This is a genomic window from Streptomyces sp. NRRL F-2664 (assembly GCF_000719345.1).
Taxonomy (GTDB): Bacteria; Actinomycetota; Actinomycetes; order Streptomycetales; family Streptomycetaceae; genus Streptomyces.
In genome coordinates, this window is record NZ_JOFX01000014.1 from 115,783 (window position 1) to 132,442 (window position 16,660).

Sequence of the window (16,660 nt, forward strand, 5' to 3'; positions counted from 1 at the left end):
GTCGAAGTCTCGCCGAGCCCGCCCACGGGCGCCCGGGGCCGGGCGCCCGGACACCACGTGCGGACACTCGCTAGACGCGCACCGGCGCCCCGGGGTTGCCCGGGGCGCCGGTGCGCATGAGGCGCGGGCCGCGCCGGCCGGTGTGCGTCACCCGATGCGCGTCAGCTTGCTGCCGATGCCCGGCGAGGCCAGGTCGCTCTGCAGGGCCACCGGCACCTTGACCTGGCTGGCGCCCTCGCCGACCGTCAGCACACCGACCTCGGTGCCGGCCCTGGCGGTCTGCGGCACCGTGCCGCCGCCGTTCGCGAGCTTCACGTCCACGGTGAGCGAGGCCCATCCGATCGCCTGCACGTCGGCGGTGGCGACGACCGGCGTGCGGCCGCCGAGTCCGTCGTCGACGTATCCGACGACCTGCCCCTTCTTCACGACGACCGCGCCGTCGAGGGCCTTCTGCGTGGCGGTCATCAGCTGCTTGCTCGCGGCGAGCACGGTGTCGATGATCGACGGCTTGTGCTGGCCGAGGACGGCGCCGACGATCAGCTGGTTGGTGTTGCCGATCTTCTTCTGCGCGGCGAAGAGGAGGTTTCCACCCGCCTTGGTCGTCGTGCCGGTCTTGATGCCGAGCGCACCGCTGGGCCCGGTCAGGCCGTTCCAGTTGCGCCAGTTCTTGCCGGACGGGTCGACCCAGTTCGGCTTCTTGGTGATGTCGAGCAGCGTCTCGATCTCGACCAGCTTCAGGCCCAGCTTCACCTGGTCCTCGGCGGTGCTGACCGTGGTCGCGTCCAGACCCGAGGGGTCCGTGTACGTGGTGTTGGTCATGCCGAGTTCCTTGGCGGTGTCGTTCATCTTCTTGACGAACGCCTCCTGGGAACCGGAGTCCCAGCGCGCGAGCAGCCGCGCGATGTTGTTGGCCGACGGGATCATGAGAGCGGCGATCGCGTCGTACTCGGAGATCTTGTCGCCCTCCTTGACCGTGTCGAGGGTGGACTCGTTGTCGGTCGAGTTGTTCTTCTTGCCCTCGAGCTCGGCCGTCTTGTCGACGTCGATCATCGCGCCCTGCTCACCCTTCTTGATGGGGTGGTCGCGCAGGATGATGTACGCCGTCATCGACTTGGTGACGCTCGCGATCGGCACCGGCTTCTGCTCGCCGGACTTGCCGAGCGTGCCGAGGCCGGCGGCGGCCATGTACGCCTGCCCCTCGGTGGGCCACGGCAGCTGCGGTGCGGCGCCCTCGAAGGTGTACGAGGAGGTCGCGGTCATCACGAGCTTCGGCTCGGGCAGCGGGCGCACCAGCTGCACGACGGCGAGCAGGACCGCCAGGAGCACGACGAGCGGCGCGTAGATCTTGACCCTGCGGACGGCGGTGCGCAGCGGGCTCGGCGGCGGGGGCGGGTTGTTCGTGAGGTCCGCCAGCATGTCGAGCGGCGGCTTGGGAGGCAGCGGCTGCTGAGTCGTCCGCTCGCTGGGGTCGGTGCGGTCGAGCCGCGCGGTGGCGGTCGCCGCGGAGACCGGCGCCGGCGGTGCCGGCTTCGTCTCCGGAGCGGCAGCCCCGTCGGTGCGCAGCGGTACGAACGTACTGGCCTTCGGCGCCCCGCCGGCACGGTCGGCCGCCGATCCCGGAGCCGCTCCCTCCGCGGAAGCGGAACCGGAAGGGGAAGCGGAAGCGGAGCCGGTGCCGGGCTTGGCGGCGGCGGGCTTCGGCTTCTCGCCGCCTCCGGGCTTGACCGCATCCACCTTCGGCACCCGGAACACGGCGGTGCGCTCGCTGTCCGCGGACTCACCGGCACCGGGCTTCGCCCCACCCGGAGCCGCACCGCCCGAGCCGGGCTTCACCGCACGGAACACCGCCGTGCGCTCGCTGTCCGCCGCCTCGTCGGCCCCGGGCCGGGCCGGACGGGACGCAGCGGCACCCTCTCCGTCGGAACCGGGCGCAGCCGACGGCTTCTCCGCAGCCGCGGCGCCGGGCTTCACCGCACGGAACACCGCCGTACGCTCACTGTCCGCCGCGTCGGCAGCCGGGGCCGACCCGGTACGCGCGGCGCTCTCCGACGCCGACCCGTCGTTGTCGGCAGGCCCGGACTCCGACCCGGCCGGGCCGCTCGCGGCAGCGGAAACGGAATCAGAATCGGAATCGGCTTCGGTCTCGCGGGCTGCTGCTGGGCGCTCGCCAGCCCCCTCGGCGGAGCCGGTGCGGTCGCTGTCCGCCGGGCCCGCGGCCTTCGGCTTCGGCACGGCGGGCCGCTCGTCGGCATCGGCACCCTCCCCGGCGGAACCGGAAGCGGAACCACGGGAGGCGGCAGGCTCCTCCGCACTCGCGACCCACGCCGCAACCGCCTCGCGCAGCGCATCCCGCTCCCCGGGCCCATCGTCGGCCGCAGGCCCGGCGTCGGCGTCGGCATCGGCATCGGCATCGGCATCGGCATCGGCCGCAGGCTCGGCGTCCGCCGCAGGCTCGGCGTCGGCGTCGGCGTCGGCGTCGACCGCAGGCTCGGCGTCCGCCGCGGGCTCGGCGTCGGCCGCGGGCTCGGCGTCGAGCGCCTCCGCATCGGGAGCCGCATCCGCCTCCGGATCCGGATCCGCATCCGCGCCGCCCCCGCCAGGGACCCCGCTTTCGCTCGTACGGGCGACCCCGGCACCGTCCTCGGACTTCCTCGGCCGCAATACCGACAGCCTCGGGTCGCGCTCCGCGGACGACTCCGCCGCCCCCGGCGTTTCTTCATCTACCGACTTGTCGGGGGACTCGCCCGCCACCGCTCCTCCTCATCGCCGCCACGTTCGGCTGTCCGAATGTCTAACAGTGTCCCGTCTCGGGGGCATCGCCCCCGCGCCGGACGAGAACGACATAGCTGCGGGTTCCCCCACAAAGCGGCCACGCGCTCTCGACAGATGAATGTGAGAGGCGTCACCCTGTCACTCATCCACGCGGGGAGGCATGGATGGGCAGGAGCCGCAGAACAATTCCGGAGGAGCTTCTGCTGCTCGCCTTGGACCCGGCCACGGGTACCACGGCGCAGCCGCAGTCGCTCGACCTCGGCCTGGCCGGGGCACAGCTAGTGGAGCTGGCTCTGGCAGGACGGATAGCCCCTGATGGGGATCGTATCGCCGTGGTGATGCCACGGCCGACAGGAGATCCGACTCTGGACTCCGCACTGGAACTGCTGCGCAGGCGCGGCAGCCCGGTACGGGCCGTCCACTGGATCGGCGGACCCCGGCTGGGGCTCCGTCAGATTTACCTCGCGCACCTGGAGCGCTGCGGCATGGTCCATGCCGTCGCGGGACAGATGTGCGGAGTGTTGCCGACGACTCGCTACCAGGCGACGGACACGGACATCAGCCGGGAGATCCGAGCCCGGCTCGACAGTGCGATCCGCACCGGCGTACCGCCGGACCCGCGGACCGCGGCGCTCGCCGCGCTGGCCCACGCGGTCGGACTCGGCAAGCACCTGTACCCGGGCAACGAGGGGCGCTCCTCCAGGTCCCGGCTGCGGGACCTGATCAGGCACGACCCCATGGGCGGACTCGTGGCGCACGCCGTGATGGACGTCCAGAACGGTGTGGCCGCCCAGCCGCGCCGGGACCGCGCACCGGCACCCCAGGCCCGGCCCACGGCGGGCGGCGTCCCGCTGCAGCCGCGCCGCACGGGTGCGATGGCCCGCGTGGCCGCACACTGACCCACCCCCGGCAGCGCCGGCCCGGCCGGAATCCGGGACCCAGCTGCACCGCTCCACCGCTCCACCACAGCACCGCTGCACCGAGCCGCCAGCGCGCGGGGTTGCGGGGCCGGTCCGCCGGCTCCGCGGCCCCGCGCGTCTGTGTTTTCCCTGCCGTTCCCCAGCGGCGCCGCCCGCTTCGGTGGCAGTCTGCTGAGCATCAGCCACGCAGAGAGACAGCTGCACTACAGAAGAAGGCGGAGGTGCCGTTCACGTGGCGTCCAATGTCAATCCCACCGTCCGACGCCGCCGACTGGGCATGGAGCTGCGCAAGCTCCGCGAGGACAAGGGCATGACGGCCGAACAGGTCGCCGAACGCCTCCTCGTCTCCCAGTCGAAGATCAGCCGACTGGAGAACGGCCGCCGTTCCATCAGCCAGCGCGACGTCCGCGACCTGTGCGACGTGTACGAGGTCGAGGACCGCCGGCTCATCGACTCCCTCATGCAGATGGCGAAGGACTCCCGCCAGCAGGGCTGGTGGCACGCCTTCGGCGACATCCCGTACAGCGTCTACATCGGACTGGAGACGGACGCCGCCAGCCTGCGCACCTACGAGCCCCTGGTGATCCCGGGGCTGCTGCAGACCACCGAGTACGCCCAGGCCCTCGTCCGCGGCGCGTGGCCGGAGACCGCCCCGGCCGACGTGGACAAGCGCGTCCAGGTCCGGATGCACCGCCAGAAGCGACTGTCCGAGACCGAGAACAACAACCCGGACCTCGGCCCGCTGCGCCTGTGGGCCGTCATCGACGAGGCGGCGCTGCGCCGGCGCGTGGGCGATGCCCCGCTGATGATCAGGCAGCTGGAGTACTTGATAGAGCAGTCCGAACAGCCGCACGTCACCGTGCAGGTGATGCCCTTCGAGCTGGGCGCGCACCCCGGCGTGAACGGCCAGTACGCGATCCTGGAGTTCCCGGACGCGTCCGACTCCACGGTCGTCTACATCGAGGGCGTCACGAGCGACCTGTACCTGGAGAAGGCCAACGACGTGCAGAAGTACAGCGTGATGTACGAGCACCTGCGCGCACAGGCGCTGGGCGTCGACCGGACACGGGAGTTCATCCTGGGAATCATCAAGGAATACGCCGACACGGGTGAATAGTCCTGTGGCGCACGGGGCGGACGGTCGCGCGCGCGGCACCGTACACCGTCGATCCCCGGCCACAGAAGGCTTGAATGGAATATGCCACTCGGTCGGGTGAATGCTTCCTTCACCTGTCAGGAGCTGCCGGTAGCGTCGATCAGGTCAGCCGAACATGGCCGACAAGACACCGGAACTACTCGCTCACCGGAGAGAAACATGGCTATTCGCCAGGGCGCCAACGACAACTGGGTCAAGTCCTCCTACTCCGCCAACGGCGCCTGCGTCGAGGTCAAGTCCCCCGTCATGGAGGCGATCGCCGTGCGTGACTCGAAGGTGCAGGACGGCCCGTCCCTCACCTTCGCGCCCGGCTCGTGGACCTCGTTCGTCACCGACGTCACCGAGGGCCGGCTGGGACGCCTCGCCTGAAGATCACGGCACGTCCCGACCGTCCCGCCGAGACTGATGTGAGCCCTCTCGACCGATCCGCCGTCTTGGCCGAGGGGGCTCACCCGTGCCGCGGGGCGGGTCAGCGGAGCTGGTCGACGTACCGGTCCGTCCCCGGCACCGTCGGGATGAACGGTGCGACGAGCTCCACCCGCCCCCGGCCCGCCTCCGCGACCTCCGTGTCGAGCCCCCGGAAGTGGTCCCAGCAGGTCCGCGGGTCCTCCTCCAGGAACCACAGCAGGGTGAGGCGCGTGTCCACCCCCTCCACCTGCTTGACGTAGGTCATCCGGTCGCCGGGCAGCGGCGTCGGCCGGAAGACCGTGACCATCGCCGCCGGGGAGCCGTGGAGCCGCTTCGGCAGGGCGCGTGAGCGCAGCCACTCCAGCAACTCGGCCCGCTGCTCGGGGCCGTCGGCGTCGACGACGGCCACGACCAGTCCGGCGTAGGGGTGGTCGAGCGCGTGGTGGTCCCGCGGGCCGGCGGCGCCGTCGCGGTAGACGGTCGCCACGTGGTCCTGGAACGCCGTGAAGACGTGGGTCCGTTCCTGGTGGACACGGCCGTCGCGGTTCAGCCGCCTGTTGATGGCGACGGTCCACTTCATGTGCTCGTCGTAGCGGCCCTCCGTGACCCAGTACGTCGAGAGGTAGCAGCCGGCGGTGACAGGCTGGGCGACGGCCGACTTCTCCGGGTAGCGCAGCTCCTGGAGCTCGCGGGTGGCCACCCAGCGGCGGCCCGCGTACATCCAGGGCATGGCCATGGCGCCCGCGTAGTAGTGGTCGTCCTCGTACCAGCGGTTGTACGCGTACTCGTGGCCCGGGTGCGGCTCCACCATGGTGATCAGCGCATGGCCGGGGCGGACGCCGTAGGGGCCGACCGCCGCCAGCGCGGCGTAGTCGTCGACGCGGGTGCCGGCGTCCTGTCGGGGTTCCTGCTCTCCTGTCGTCATGGGACCGGTCTAACTGATGCAACGTCAGATGTGGAGGGGGCGGGGCGAGTCGGCGGTCGGAGGAATGCGCCGTCCACCCTTCGATATATGCATGTCGCCTACACCCTTCCTCTGGCTACGATGCGCGCACCCGTCTCCCGGAGGAGCCCCCGCGCCCGCTGCCGCCCACGTGCCCACCGCCACCGCCCCTGCCGGCCCGGCCGCCCCGCCGGCGTTCGCCGCCCGCGCCACCGCCGTGGAGGGTTCCCCCGTTCGCGAGATCCTCGCGCTGACCCAGCGCCCCGGGGTGATCTCCTTCGCCGGCGGCCTGCCCGCGCCCGAGCTCTTCGACGCCGACGGCCTGCACGCCGCGTACGAAGCCGCCTTCGCGCTGTCGGCACGCCGCGCCCTGCAGTACTCGACCACCGAGGGCGCGCCGGAGCTGCGCGCCGCGATCGCGGCGCGGGCGACGGCGCGCGGGCTGCCGACCGGCCCGGAGGGCGTGCTCGTCACCTCCGGCTCGCAGCAGGCCCTCACCCTCGTCGCCGCGACCCTGATCGAGCCGGGCGACGTGGTGCTCGTCGAGAATCCCACCTACCTCGCCGCGCTCCAGTGCTTCCGGCTGGCCGGCGCGCGGGTGGTGCCCGTGCCCTGCGACGGGGAGGGCCTGCTGCCGGACGCACTGGCGGACCTCGTCGCGCGGGAGCGGCCGAAGCTGCTGTACACCATCCCCACCTTCCAGAACCCGACCGGCCGCACGCTGCCCGCAGAGCGCCGGGCGGCGGTCGCGCGGGTCGCGGCCCGGCTCGGCCTGTGGCTGGTGGAGGACGACCCGTACGGCGACCTCCGCTACGAGGGCCACGACGTGCCGTGGCTGGCGGCGCACCCGGGCGCGGAGGACCGTACGGCCCTGCTCGGCAGCTTCTCGAAGATCATGGCGCCCGGGCTGCGACTGGGCTGGCTCCGGGCGCCCGCGGCGCTGCAGCGGGCGGCGGTGGTCGCGAAGCAGGCGGCGGACCTGCACACCTCGACGGTGGACCAGCTGGCCGCGGCGCACTACCTGGCGACGGTGGACCTGGACGCCCACATCACCGCCGTGCGCGCCGCGTACCGGGAGCGGCGCGACGCCCTGCAGGCAGCCTTGAGCTCGACCCTGCCGGCGGACTGCGAGTGGAACCGTCCGGAGGGCGGGATGTTCGTGTGGGCGAGGCTCCCGCAGGGTCACGACGCGACGGCCCTGCTGCGGACGGCCGTGGCGCACGACGTCGCCTTCGTGCCGGGAGCCCCCTTCCACACGGGCACCCCGGACCCCCGCACGCTGCGCCTGTCCTTCACGACGCACGGCCCGAAGGAGATCGCCGAGGGCGTCGGGCGCCTCGGCGCTGCGCTGGCGGAGTACGGCGGCGGCGGTGGGGCGCGGGGGTGACGGCGGTGGGGCGCGGGGTGACGGCGGTCAGTGCTTGAGCCCGACCTTGAGCAGCACGATGAGCAGTCCGAGGAGCAGGTTGACCGCGGCCGCGACGGCCATCATGCGGCGGGAGGCGCCGGCCCGGTGGGCGGCCACGGTCGCCCAGCCGACCTGGCCGGCCAGGGCGACGAGGAGCGCCAGCCACACGATGCCCTGGGGGCCGAGACCGAACAGCGGGCTGACGGCCGCGGCGAGCGCGGGGGGCACGGCCGCCTCGATGATCGGCCGCTCCTCCCGGGAGGTGCGGCGGATCACCGGCCAGCTGAGTCGGCCCACCATGCGGGCGCCGAAGAGGCGCGCGAAGACGTGCGCGGCCCAGAACACCACGCCCGTGCCCAGGAGCAGCGCGATGAGCTGCAGTCGCGGGAAGGAGCCGAGCGCTCCGGCACCGACGACGACGGAGGCGGCGAGCAGGGAGCCGTAGACCGCGCCGGTGTAGTCGCCGCGGGCGTGCCCGCCGTCCTCCTCCGCTTCCTGCCCGGGAAGGCCCGCCCGGCGCTGCCCCGGAGCCGCCCCGGGCACCGTACGGGGCGGAATGCCCGGGCCTCCCTCGCCCGCCGGGGCCTCCTCCGGGCCGCCCGCCGCGGCCACTAGGACGCGGCTCCGGGCCGTGCGGTGGGCCACTTGAGCTCGATCTCCATCTCGATCTCCCCGTCGCCGACCTCGACCTCGATCTCGGTGCGGAGTTCGTCGGGGACGCGCAGGCTCATCGTGCCGGGGCCGAGTTCCAGTTCGGCGTTGCCGCCGTGCCGGAGCGCCTCCGCGAGCGCGGCGAGCTGATCGGCGGCCTCCAGGCGGGAGAGAGAGCTCTTCTGCTCGAACTTGAGGTCCTTCACGGCTGTCTCCTATCCGCCACGACCAGCGGGAACAGCGGGCTCACCCGGGTAAGGCTCATTGTGCCGCCGGGCAGCGGCCCGGGCATCCCGGGGACCCGCCCGCGTCAGCGCTCCCGCGTCAGCGCGCCACCGGTGTCAGCGCGGCCGCGGCCGGTCGAAGGCCAGGGCCAGGACGTCGCGCCACTGCATCGGCGGAGCGGCCGCCGGAGCGCCGGGGCGTTCCCTCGGCACCCGTACACGCAGTGCGCCGGGGCGGACGGAACAGGTGACGGGGGTCGGCAGGGACAGGGCCTCCCCGTCGACGGCGACCGGGATGCTCTGCGCCTGCGCCCCGACGACGACCTGCCGGGAGGTCAGGACGTGCAGGCCGGCGGCCCGTGCGCCGCGCAGCGCCACCTCCGCCGCCTGGGCGGCGTTGTTCACCCGGATCCCGACGACACCGAGCACGCCGAGGTCGAGGCGGGAGCGGCGGGCGCCCACCGCCATCGGCTCCGGGGACGAGTAGGGGTTGTTGCTGATCAGCAGTGCCTGCTGGGCCTCCAGGCGCATCCCGTCGGCCTGCGCCTCCAGGGCGCGGCCGGCGTACCCGAGCAGCAGGTCGGGCAGGGCGTTCAGTGCCGAGTCGGCCTTGGCATCGCGGTACTCCGGGAGTTGGACGACCTCCGCGTAGACGCCGAAGGAGGCCGTGTTCACGAAGGCCCGGCCCCCGACGAGGCCCAGGTCGACCCTGAGCTCCTCCCCGTCGGCCAGCGCGTCCAGGCAGCGCGCCGGGTCCTCGCGGTCCAGGCCGAGGTCCATGGCGAAGTGGTTGCGGGTCCCGGCGGAGACCACGAGGAACGGCACATCGTGCTCGGCCGCCACCTCGGCCACCCGGGCCTGGGTGCCGTCGCCGCCGGCCACCCCGAGCAGGTCGGCGCCCTCGGCCACGGCCCGGCGGGCGAGGGCGGCGACGTCGGTGACGACGTCCGGGTCCAGGAGCACCACGCGGGCGCCGAGCGCCTCGGCCTTCTCGACCAGGCCGAACCGGGCCACCTTCCCGCCCCCGGACTTCGGATTCATGATCAGCACGGGCTGTCGGGGGCGGTCGGCGGCGACCGCGCGCATGCCGTCGGGTGGTCGCGCCGCGCGCAGCGCGGTCCGCGCGCACACCACGGCGGCCGCCCACACCGCGATGGCGGCGAGCGCGGTGGGCCACAGGTCGGCGCGGGCGTAGATGACGAGGATGGCCGCGGGTGCGGCCACGGCCAGCACGGCCCCGGCCAGCCGGACGGGCCCGCGGTGGGCGACCACCCACCACGTCCCCATGGCGGTCAGCGCCGCCCCGACCACCCCGACCACGACCACGACCAGCCCGCCGCCCTCCCCGGCCGCCACCAGCACCACCACGGCGCCGAGCGCGCAGGCCAGAGCGAGCAGAGCGAACAGCCGGGCGCGCGGCGGCACGCCGACGGGCTGCGAGAACGACATGGGCCTCACGTCCTCCCGACCGGCTCCCCCGGCGGGGAACCGTCCCGCCGGGAAGCGTCCCCTCCGATCATCCCCCGATCCCCCGCCCCCGGCCCCCCGGGGGCGGGGGCGCCGGACGCGGCGTTCCGCGCCCTGGCCGTGCCGCCGTGGATCCGATCCCTCCGGCGCCGGCGGATGCCTGCCCGTGGCCCGCGGCTGCGGCGCGACCCGATCTCCTGCGCGGACCGGGAACGACCGCCCCGGGCCGCTGACGAAACCGCCGCTCGCCCCTTCCCTCCCGAGCCGGCGGACCCTAGCCTGACGGGTCGTCAGATATGCTCGCGTCCGCCCTGGAGGTACGCCGTGCTGTTGCGAGGGAAGACCGTCATCGTCTCCGGCGTCGGGGCCGGGCTCGGGCACCAGGTGGCCGCCGCCGTCGTGCGCGACGGCGGGAACGCCGTGCTCGGCGCACGGACCGCGGCGAACCTCGCCAAGTCCGCCGCCGAGATCGACCCCGACGGCACCCGCACCGCCCACCGCCCGACCGACATCGCCGACGAGGCCCAGTGCGAGGCCCTCGCAGCCCTGGCCGTCGAGCGGTTCGGGGGCGTCGACGCCGTCGTGCACGTCGCTGCCCTGGACTCGTACTTCGGCGGCCTGGAGGACGCCGACTTCGGCACCTGGCAGCAGATCCTCGACGTCAACCTGCTGGGCACCCTGCGCATGACCCGCGCCTGCCTGCCCGCCCTGAGGGAGCGGGGCGGATCCGTGGTCATCATCGGGACGCAGTCCGCCGTCGCCGCGCCCAACGAGGTGCAGCAGGCGGCGTACGCGGCCTCCAAGGGGGCGTTGACCTCCGCGATGTACTCCATGGCCCGCGAGCTCGGCCCGCACCGGATCCGCGTCAACACCGTCCTGCCGGGCTGGATGTGGGGCCCGCCCGTGCAGGCCTTCGTCACCTTCACCGCCCACACCGAGGGCGTTCCCGAGGCCGACGTGCACGCCCGGCTCACGCAGCGCATGGCGCTGCCCGATCTCGCCACCGACGGGGACGTCGCCGACGCCGCCGTCTTCCTCGCCTCCGACCGCGCGCGGGCGATTACCGGCCAATCGCTGCTGGTCAACGCCGGTGAGCTGATGCGATGACGGGCTCCACCGCCGCAACGCCGGATCGTATGCTCACCACATGACCACTCCGAGTGACGCTCCGACCGAAAACGCGATGCGCCGCGCGCTGCGCCGGGCCCGAGACGGCGTGGCGCTCGACGCGGCCGAGGCGGCCGTGCTCCTGCGGGCGCGGGGCGAGTCCCTGCGGGACCTCGCCGCCTCCGCCGCCCGCGTCCGGGATGCCGGGCTCGCCGCCGCCGGCCGGCCCGGTGTCATCACGTACTCGCGCAAGGTCTTCATCCCCCTCACCCGTCTGTGCCGCGACAAGTGCCACTACTGCACCTTCGTCACCGTCCCCGGCAAGCTCCGCCGGGCGGGGCACGGGATGTACCTGTCCCCCGACGAGGTCCTCGACATCGCCCGCCGGGGTGCGGCGATGGGCTGCAAGGAGGCCCTCTTCACCCTCGGCGACCGCCCCGAGGACCGCTGGCCCGAGGCCCGCGAGTGGCTCGACGCCCACGGCTACGACGACACCCTCGCCTACGTCCGCGCCATGGCGATCCGGGTCCTGGAGGAGACGGGGCTCCTCCCGCACCTCAACCCCGGTGTCATGTCGTGGTCGGAGCTGCAGCGCCTCAAGCCCGTCGCCCCCTCCATGGGGATGATGCTGGAGACCACCGCCACCCGCCTGTGGTCCGAGCCCGGCGGCCCCCACCACGGCTCCCCCGACAAGGAACCGGCCGTACGGCTGCGCGTGCTGGAGGACGCGGGCCGCTCCAACGTCCCCTTCACCACCGGCGTCCTGATCGGCATCGGGGAGACGTACGAGGAGCGCGCCGAGGCCTTCTTCGAGCTGCGCCGCATCCAGCGCAGCTACCACGGCATCCAGGAGGTCATCGTCCAGAACTTCCGCGCCAAGCCGGACACCGCCATGCGCGGCATGCCGGACGCGGAACTGGAGGAGCTGGCCGCGGCCGTCGCCGTCGCCCGCCACATCCTGGGCCCGAGCGCCCGCATCCAGGCCCCGCCGAACCTGGTGGACGCCGAGTACGCCCTGCTCATCGGCGCGGGCATCGACGACTGGGGCGGCGTCTCCCCGCTGACCCCCGACCACGTCAACCCCGAACGGCCCTGGCCGCACATCGAGGAGCTGGCCGCGCGGACCGCGGCCGCCGGCTTCGAGCTGCGCGAACGGCTCACCGTCTATCCGGAGTTCCTCCAGCGCGGCGAACCCTGGCTCGATCCGCGGCTGCTGCCGCACGTACGGGCGCTGGCCGACGCGGAGACGGGGCTGGCCGACGAGGGCGCCGTCGTCGAGGGCCGGCCCTGGCAGGAGCCCGACGAGGGCTTCACCGCGTACGGGCGCACCGGCACCGGCCGTACGGACCTGCACACCTCCATCGACACCGAGGGCCGCACCGCCGACCGCCGCGCGGACTTCGACCACGTCTACGGCGACTGGGAGGCCCTGCGCGAGGCCGCCGCCCCCGGCATGGTGGCGGAACGCATCGACACCGACGTACGGGCCGCCCTCGCGCAGGCCGCCGACGACCCGGAGAAGCTGACCGACGACCAGGCCCTGGCCCTGCTGCACGCGGACGGGCCGGCCCTCGACGCCCTGTGCCGGATCGCGGACGACCTGCGCAGGTCCGTCGTCGGTGACGACGTCACCTACATCGTCACGCGGAACATCAACTTCACCAACGTCTGCTACACCGGCTGCCGTTTCTGCGCCTTCGCGCAGCGCCGCACGGACGCGGACGCCTACACCCTCTCGCTCGACCAGGTCGCCGACCGGGCCGCGCAGGCCTGGGACGTCGGCGCGGTCGAGGTGTGCATGCAGGGCGGCATCCACCCCGACCTGCCGGGAACGGCGTACTTCGACATCGCGCGGGCGGTCAAGCAGCGGGTGCCCGGCATGCACGTGCACGCCTTCTCGCCGATGGAGGTCGTCAACGGCGCGACGCGCACGGGCATGTCGGTGCGGGACTGGCTGACGGCGGCCAAGGAGGCCGGCCTGGACTCGATCCCGGGAACGGCCGCGGAGATCCTGGACGACGAGGTGCGCTGGGTCCTGACCAAGGGCAAGCTGCCGACGGCGGACTGGATCGACGTGATCACCACGGCGCACGAGCTGGGCATCCGCTCCTCGTCCACGATGATGTACGGGCACGTGGACCAGCCCCGGCACTGGCTCGGCCACTTCCGCACGCTCGCCCGCATCCAACAGGAGACCGGCGGCTTCACCGAGTTCGTGACGCTCCCCTTCATCCACACCAACGCCCCCGTGTACCTGGCGGGCATCGCCAGGCCCGGCCCGACGGTCAGGGACAACCGTGCGGTGACGGCGATGGCCCGGATCCTGCTGCACCCGCACATCCCCAACATCCAGACGAGCTGGGTGAAGCTGGGGGCCGAGGGTGCGGCGCAGATGCTGCGCTCCGGGGCGAACGACCTCGGCGGGACGCTGATGGAGGAAACCATCTCGCGCATGGCCGGGTCGAGTTACGGCTCGTACAAGTCGGTGCGGGACCTGGTGGCGGTCGCGGAGGCGGCGGGCCGTCCCGCGAAGCCCCGCACGACGCTGTACGGCGAGGTCCCGCAGGAGCGGCAGCAGGCGGCCCGCGCCTCGGACGGACACCTGCCGGAGCTGCTGCCCGTACTGGACTGAGCGGGGCGGACGGGAGCCGGCCCTCGGGCCACCGGCAGGCGGCGGCCGGAACTGTTCGCTCGCCGGACTGCTTACGGACCCGATCGAACCTGTTCACTACAGTGCGCATTTCGTATGCTCGGCGGCCACGGGGAGACGACGGCCATCGGCCCGGGGGGACGACGTGATCGGTACGAACGACGGCACGACCGGCAGCGCCCGCGCGACAGCCCCGCCGGACCCGGCCTCCTCCCCACCGGGCGCCGCCGGCACGGGCGAAGGGGGCGGGCCGCAGGCCGCCGCCGACCCCGCCGCGGGCAGGACGCTGGGGCGGGGGATCCTCACCGGTCTGTGGGGGCGCGCCGAGCAGCAGGACTTCCGCAGCCGGATCCGCGGCACCCTCCTCGGCGCGGCACTCGGCGACGCCCTCGGCGCGCCCCTGACCGGCCTCTCCCTGGACGCCATCCGAGAGACGTACGGCCCCGGCGGCCTGACCGGCCCCCGCACCCCGGCCGGTCCCGCCGGGGCGGACGGCACGCGCGGGCGGGTCACCGCCGCCACCCAGCTCACCCTCTTCACCGTCGACGGGCTGATACGGGCGCACGTCCGCCGGGACACCGGGGCCTGGCACCCGCCCACCGATGTCCACCGCGCGTACCGCCGCTGGGCGGCGACCCAGCACGACTGGGGTCCCGACGAACGCCGCGCGGACAACGGCTGGCTCGCGCAGCAGGAGTGGCTCTACGCCCGCCGCGACCCCGACCGCGCCTGTCTGACCGGCTTCGGCGACGACGTCCTCGCCACCCTCGACCGCCCCAAGAACCCGTCCGCACGCGGCGCGGCCGCCGCCGCCCGCTCGGCCCCGTTCGGCCTGCTGGTCGGCTGGGATCCGGCGCTCGTCCTCCAGCTCACCGTCGAGTGCGCCGCGCAGAGCCACGGCCACCCCACCGCCCACCTCTCCGCCGGCGCCCTCGCCGTCCTGGTCCACGGCCTGACCCGCGGCGACTCCCTCGACGCCGCCGTCCAACGCACCCTGGGGCTGCTGGGCGCCCGTCCCGGCCACCAGCCGGTCACCGACGCCCTGCAGCGCGCCGTGTCGGCCGTCACCCAGGGTCCGCCCGGTCCCGACCGGGTCGAAGCGCTCCGGGCCGGCGAGGCCGGGGCCGAGCCGGACGCCTCGCACGCCCTCGCCGTCGCCGTCTACTGCGCCCTGGTCGCCGAGGACGTCGCCCACGGTCTGCGCCTCGCCGTGAACCACGGCGGCGACTCCGCCGCCGGCGGCACCCTCTGCGGGGCGCTGCTCGGCGCGCTGCACGGGGAGACCGCCCTGCCGCCCGCCTGGCTGGCCGAGCTCGAAGGCCGCGCCACCCTCCTGGAACTGTGCGACGACTTCGCCCTGGAGATGACCCAGGGCCCGACCCTCCACAGCGCCACCGCCTCCTCCCCCGGCTGGCTGGCCCGGTACCCCCGCGCCTGACGGGCCCGCAACCCACCGAGCCACCTGACGCACCCTCAACAATGCGGGCGGCAGACCGTACCGTGGCGTTCCCACGTCCCGGCAGCCGGAGGTGCCAGCACCCATGCGGATCGCCACGACCGTCTTCCTCACCGACCGCACCGTCTCCCCCGTCCGTCTCGCCCGCAGCCTGGAGGAACGCGGCTTCTCGGGCCTCTACCTCCCGGAGCACACCCACATCCCGGTCTCCCGCGACACCCCCGCCCCCATGGGCGGCGAACTCCCCGAGATGTACGGACGCACCCTCGACCCCTTCGTCGCCCTCGGCCAGGCCGCCGCCGTCACCGAGCGGCTGCACCTCGGCACCGGTATCACCCTCGTCGCGCAGCACGACCCGATAGGCCTCGCGAAGCAGGTCGCCACGCTCGACCACCTTTCCGGCGGCCGGTTCACCCTGGGCATCGGCTACGGCTGGAACGTCGAGGAGGCCGCCGACCACGGCGTCGAGTGGCGCACCCGCCGCGACCTGGTCCGCGACCGGATGGCGTTGATGCGCGCCCTGTGGGCGCCCGAGCCGACGGCGTACGTGGGCCAGTACTGCTCGGTCCGGGCCAGCAGCGCCCACCCCAAGCCGGTCCGGGCCCCGCGCGAACTCGACCCCGGCTCGCCCCTGTACGGCCCGCGCACCCTGATCGGCGGCGCGGCAGGCCCGAAGCTCTTCGCAGCGATCGCCGACCACGCCGACGGCTGGCTCCCCATCGGCGGCGGCGGCCTGACGGAGTCCCTCCCGGTGCTGCGCCAGGTCTGGGAGACCGCCGGACGCGACCCGAAGTCCCTGCGGGTGGTCCCGTACGCCGTGCACCCCACCCCGGGCAAGCTCGCCCACTACGCCGACCTCGGGATCGAGGAGGTCGTCCTCCAGCTCCCCTCGGCCCCCGAGCCGGAGATCCTGCGCGCCCTGGACGAGTTCGCCCGGTACCTCTGACCTCTCGGCCTCCGAGTGCCCGCACAGCGGCGGGGCCCGCCCGATCAGGTGATCGGACGGGCCCCGGTTCGCTTCTTCGCGGATCCTCAGGACGTGAACCAGCCGTTCAGGTCGGCGATCACGTCGGTGGAGCCCGAGTTGTTGTAGAAGGTCACCCGGCCGTCCACGACGGGGACGACGACCAGGTTGGAGACGGTCTGCCCGCGCGTGTAGTTGAGGTTGGAGACTCCCGGGCGTCCGGCCCCGTGCGGGTGGACGATCAGGTGGCTCGCCTCGGTGGGGTTGGTCACCGTGACGTTCAGGACCACAGAGGTCACCCCGGTGAGCGGGACGCCCTCGACCCCGGCGACCCGCAGGCTGACGATGCTGCCGCCGCCGACCGCTCCGGCGCGGGCGCCGGTCCCGTCACGGGTGTCGAGGAGGCGGACCGGCGCACCGGCCGAGAAGGCCGAACCGGTGGCCGCGTAGTAGCCGGTGACGTCGGCGATCAGGTCCACCGATCCGGAGTTGTTGCGGAGGTCGACCTTGCCGTTCACGACCGGCACCGTCACC

Annotated in this window: 13 protein-coding genes and 1 pseudogene; 8 read left to right on the plus strand and 6 right to left on the minus strand. The window is 73.7% G+C overall.

Annotation, left to right across the window (positions count from 1 at the left end):
* Positions 1 to 147 precede the first annotated feature (147 nt).
* On the minus strand, positions 148 to 2,751 hold the full coding sequence (locus tag IF89_RS47000; protein WP_030767236.1) for a D-alanyl-D-alanine carboxypeptidase: 2,604 nt from the start codon (positions 2,749 to 2,751) through the stop codon (positions 148 to 150).
* A 185-nt stretch (positions 2,752 to 2,936) separates the two neighbouring features.
* Between IF89_RS47000 and IF89_RS0115550 the strand changes: the two genes are divergently transcribed.
* The 3 genes from IF89_RS0115550 to IF89_RS0115560 all read left to right on the plus strand — a co-directional run bounded on the left by IF89_RS0115550 (position 2,937) and on the right by IF89_RS0115560 (position 5,217).
* Positions 2,937 to 3,671 (plus strand): GOLPH3/VPS74 family protein, encoded by a 735-nt coding sequence (locus IF89_RS0115550; RefSeq protein WP_030767237.1) that lies wholly within the window; start codon positions 2,937 to 2,939, stop codon positions 3,669 to 3,671.
* 253 nt (positions 3,672 to 3,924) lie between these two features.
* The gene (locus IF89_RS0115555) at positions 3,925 to 4,809 is read left to right on the plus strand and encodes a helix-turn-helix domain-containing protein (RefSeq protein ID WP_030767238.1); all 885 of its coding nucleotides are present in this window, start codon (positions 3,925 to 3,927) and stop codon (positions 4,807 to 4,809) included.
* A gap of 198 nt (positions 4,810 to 5,007) precedes the next feature.
* On the plus strand, positions 5,008 to 5,217 hold the full coding sequence (locus IF89_RS0115560) for a DUF397 domain-containing protein (RefSeq protein ID WP_030029643.1): 210 nt from the start codon (positions 5,008 to 5,010) through the stop codon (positions 5,215 to 5,217).
* A 100-nt stretch (positions 5,218 to 5,317) separates the two neighbouring features.
* Here IF89_RS0115560 and IF89_RS0115565 read toward each other — a convergent pair whose 3' ends face one another.
* Positions 5,318 to 6,181 (minus strand): hypothetical protein, encoded by an 864-nt coding sequence (locus tag IF89_RS0115565; RefSeq protein ID WP_030767240.1) that lies wholly within the window; start codon positions 6,179 to 6,181, stop codon positions 5,318 to 5,320.
* A 169-nt stretch (positions 6,182 to 6,350) separates the two neighbouring features.
* Between IF89_RS0115565 and IF89_RS0115570 the strand changes: the two genes are divergently transcribed.
* On the plus strand, positions 6,351 to 7,586 hold the full coding sequence (locus IF89_RS0115570) for a PLP-dependent aminotransferase family protein (protein ID WP_030767242.1): 1,236 nt from the start codon (positions 6,351 to 6,353) through the stop codon (positions 7,584 to 7,586).
* Positions 7,587 to 7,613: 27 nt separating this feature from the next.
* Here the strand turns inward: IF89_RS0115570 and IF89_RS0115575 are convergent, their stop codons facing one another.
* The 3 genes from IF89_RS0115575 to IF89_RS0115585 form a co-directional block, all read right to left on the minus strand.
* Complete coding sequence (locus tag IF89_RS0115575; protein ID WP_324605337.1) at positions 7,614 to 8,252, minus strand: hypothetical protein; 639 nt, start codon at positions 8,250 to 8,252, stop codon at positions 7,614 to 7,616.
* Positions 8,219 to 8,464, minus strand: a complete 246-nt coding sequence (locus IF89_RS0115580) for an amphi-Trp domain-containing protein (protein WP_030767247.1) — start codon at positions 8,462 to 8,464, stop codon at positions 8,219 to 8,221. The genes IF89_RS0115575 and IF89_RS0115580 overlap by 34 nt, the downstream gene beginning before the upstream one ends.
* Before the next feature lie 135 nt (positions 8,465 to 8,599).
* Positions 8,600 to 9,931, minus strand: coding sequence for a diacylglycerol/lipid kinase family protein (locus IF89_RS0115585; protein ID WP_030767250.1), 1,332 nt, complete (start codon positions 9,929 to 9,931; stop codon positions 8,600 to 8,602).
* 342 nt (positions 9,932 to 10,273) lie between these two features.
* On the opposite strand from IF89_RS0115585, the gene IF89_RS0115590 reads away from it, so the two are divergent.
* The 4 genes from IF89_RS0115590 to IF89_RS0115605 all read left to right on the plus strand — a co-directional run bounded on the left by IF89_RS0115590 (position 10,274) and on the right by IF89_RS0115605 (position 16,108).
* Positions 10,274 to 11,056, plus strand: a complete 783-nt coding sequence (locus IF89_RS0115590; RefSeq protein ID WP_030767253.1) for an SDR family oxidoreductase — start codon at positions 10,274 to 10,276, stop codon at positions 11,054 to 11,056.
* A gap of 40 nt (positions 11,057 to 11,096) precedes the next feature.
* Positions 11,097 to 13,688 carry a bifunctional FO biosynthesis protein CofGH gene (locus IF89_RS0115595; RefSeq protein ID WP_030767256.1) on the plus strand — a complete coding sequence of 864 codons (2,592 nt, stop codon included), beginning with the start codon at positions 11,097 to 11,099 and terminating at the stop codon, positions 13,686 to 13,688.
* A gap of 304 nt (positions 13,689 to 13,992) precedes the next feature.
* Positions 13,993 to 15,144: an ADP-ribosylglycohydrolase family protein gene (locus IF89_RS0115600; RefSeq protein WP_107047286.1), complete on the plus strand. Its 1,152-nt coding sequence runs from the start codon at positions 13,993 to 13,995 to the stop codon at positions 15,142 to 15,144.
* A 103-nt stretch (positions 15,145 to 15,247) separates the two neighbouring features.
* On the plus strand, positions 15,248 to 16,108 hold the full coding sequence (locus IF89_RS0115605) for a TIGR03619 family F420-dependent LLM class oxidoreductase (protein ID WP_030767262.1): 861 nt from the start codon (positions 15,248 to 15,250) through the stop codon (positions 16,106 to 16,108).
* An 86-nt stretch (positions 16,109 to 16,194) separates the two neighbouring features.
* Here the strand turns inward: IF89_RS0115605 and IF89_RS47645 are convergent.
* Positions 16,195 to 16,660 (minus strand): annotated as a pseudogene (locus IF89_RS47645) (hypothetical protein); the annotation flags it as partial.

What these genes read in the sequence shown, in the direction of transcription:
- IF89_RS0115605 (WP_030767262.1), top strand. Translation starts at nt 15,248, where the DNA reads ATGCGGATCGCCACGACCGTCTTCCTCACCGACCGCACCGTCTCCCCC.
- IF89_RS0115550 (WP_030767237.1), top strand. Translation starts at nt 2,937, where the DNA reads ATGGGCAGGAGCCGCAGAACAATTCCGGAGGAGCTTCTGCTGCTCGCC.
- IF89_RS0115595 (WP_030767256.1), top strand. Translation starts at nt 11,097, where the DNA reads ATGACCACTCCGAGTGACGCTCCGACCGAAAACGCGATGCGCCGCGCG.
- IF89_RS0115560 (WP_030029643.1), top strand. Translation starts at nt 5,008, where the DNA reads ATGGCTATTCGCCAGGGCGCCAACGACAACTGGGTCAAGTCCTCCTAC.
- IF89_RS0115565 (WP_030767240.1), bottom strand. Translation starts at nt 6,181, where the DNA reads ATGACGACAGGAGAGCAGGAACCCCGACAGGACGCCGGCACCCGCGTC.
- IF89_RS0115585 (WP_030767250.1), bottom strand. Translation starts at nt 9,931, where the DNA reads ATGTCGTTCTCGCAGCCCGTCGGCGTGCCGCCGCGCGCCCGGCTGTTC.